Raw genomic sequence first — 2,056 nt, 5'->3', positions numbered from 1 at the left:
CCGCCGCTACGAACGCAAGCCCGAACACTTCCTCGCCTTCACCGCCATCGCCTCAACCCTCATCTGCCATCGACGACTCCAAATGAAATGACGTCTAAGGAGACCGTGGGCGAAGTCTTCGTCAGGTCCACGGTGACGTGCTTGGTCATGCGACACCCTTCAGGGAAGATCCGAGGAAGCAAGAAGAGGCCGACGACACTACAGGCGAACGCAAGGTGCCGAGCGAGTTGGCCGCCGGTGCATCGACCCGATGCTCTTCCCGCTCGCCCGCCACGTCCAGAGGCGCGAACAACGTCGTGGTGCCGGCCCGCACTAGTCATGCATCTGCGTGAACCTTTGACGAGGGGGATTGCTCATCGAGGAACGGTCACGCAGGCGTTCCGGAGTTCTGTCCAGGCCGCAGCTGCGGCCCGGACGCCATATGCCTCGTATCCGGGACCAGGCGACAACCGGAAAGCTGCGGACTTCCGGTTGTGCAGCATCAAGGTCCCCTACGGCCTGACGAGCCTTGGCAACCTACGGGACGGCGAGCACGTAGATTTCCTCGAATAGTGCCGGCACTGGCCATAGCGCAGGAGATGCGCAGCGTCCCAGTGCCACGTACCATCCGCTCAGGATCAGAAGGTAGGCCGAGAATCTCAATAGACCGGCCCGCCGTGGGTGGCTGCCCTTGCGCCGATCATGAGTAGATACCAGGACAGTCCATAGTAGGCGACCAGCCAAATGACGCTCATGGGCGGACCGCGCTTGACGCGGGCGGCTAATAGAGTTCAGGAATCATCGCCGCCTAAACGCCGACAGTGATGGTATCGGCAATGCATCGACGGATTGTTGTCGCCATCGCCTCTGTGCCATCGCTCGTCAGGACGGCCTTCCTCTGCTACCGGTACGCTTTTGACTTCTTTCCCTTGCTGATCTCGCGGCACCGGTACTCTGTCAAGGGAACCCAGTAGGAGGACCGCATTTCCGAGTCGTAGACCACGCCGATCACGGGAATTCCACTTCTCGGGGCGGGCTGCTGCCACGTGAGCCTGTGCCGCCGTAGCAAGCGGCTGCTGTTGGTGGGCGACAGCCGTGTGCCCACTCGCCATTCACTCGGAATCGGTGCGCAACAGCGAAAAGGCCCGCATCCAGTAAGACTGGGTACGGGCCTTTGTTCGCGGCACTTGGGCTGGTCAGCGGGATGATCACACTGGTCCAGGCGAAGTGCCCCCGGCAGGATTCGAACCTGCGCACACGGCTCCGGAGGCCGTTGCTCTATCCCCTGAGCTACGGGGGCTTGTCGGCCGGTGTTGCGGCGACGGGTAGAACACTACCAGCTTCGGAGGGGTGTTCATGAACGGGTTGGAGTAGCGCATGTGGGGGTGGGGTGGGTGGGGGTCGGGGGAAGGTCCCTCGGACGGGGCGGAAGTGGGGAAAACCCGGACGCAGCCGGAGGCGCGCGCCTAGTCTCAAGGTGTGCCTGGCTTGTCCGGCCGGGTCCTTGTCGTCGACGACAACAAGGTCATCCGGCAGTTGATCAGGGTCAACCTGGAGCTTGAGGGCTTCGAGGTCGTGACCGCGGCCGATGGTGCCGAGTGCCTGGACATCGTGCATCGGGTCGCTCCGGATGTGGTGACGCTCGATGTGGTGATGCCCCGGCTCGACGGGCTGCAGACGGCGGCTCGGCTGCGGGCCGATCCGCGGACGCGGGGAATACCCCTCGCCATCGTGAGTGCCTGTACGCAGGCGGAGGTGGAGAGCGGGCAGGCGGTGGGGGTGGATGCGTTTCTGGCCAAGCCGTTCGAGCCGATGGATCTGGTGCGTACGGTGCGGCGGCTCATGAGCCGTGGAAGGTGTGACGGGGTGGAGGGGCCGGCAGGGGAGATGGAGGGTGAGGGGGCGGCTGGGGGTGAGGCTGGACGGCCCGAGGGGGAGGTTGGGGAGGTGGGGGAGGCGGGAAAGGGGGGGGATGGGGAAGGGGGGGCGGAGGCTGGGGGGCGTTTTCGTGGGTCTGGGGGGTTCCCAGGCCGCGTCCTTGATCGACGTGGTGACCCTCCCCGCCGCCCTGGCCGCC

General features: G+C 64.9%; 1 tRNA gene and 1 pseudogene. One reads left to right on the top strand and one right to left on the bottom strand.

Annotated elements, in window-relative coordinates:
• Positions 1–1,207: 1,207 nt before the first annotated feature.
• A tRNA-Arg gene (locus ADK86_RS15395) sits at positions 1,208–1,279 on the bottom strand.
• Positions 1,280–1,458: 179 nt separating this feature from the next.
• On the opposite strand from ADK86_RS15395, the pseudogene ADK86_RS15390 reads away from it, so the two are divergent.
• A pseudogene (locus ADK86_RS15390) lies at positions 1,459–1,902 on the top strand (response regulator); the annotation flags it as partial.
• Positions 1,903–2,056 lie beyond the last annotated feature (154 nt).

This window comes from Streptomyces sp. NRRL F-5755, assembly GCF_001279365.1.
Classification (GTDB): Bacteria; Actinomycetota; Actinomycetes; order Streptomycetales; family Streptomycetaceae; genus Streptomyces; species Streptomyces rimosus.
Note: the sequence above shows the minus strand (reverse complement) of the source record. Positions and strands in the feature narration are given on the sequence as shown.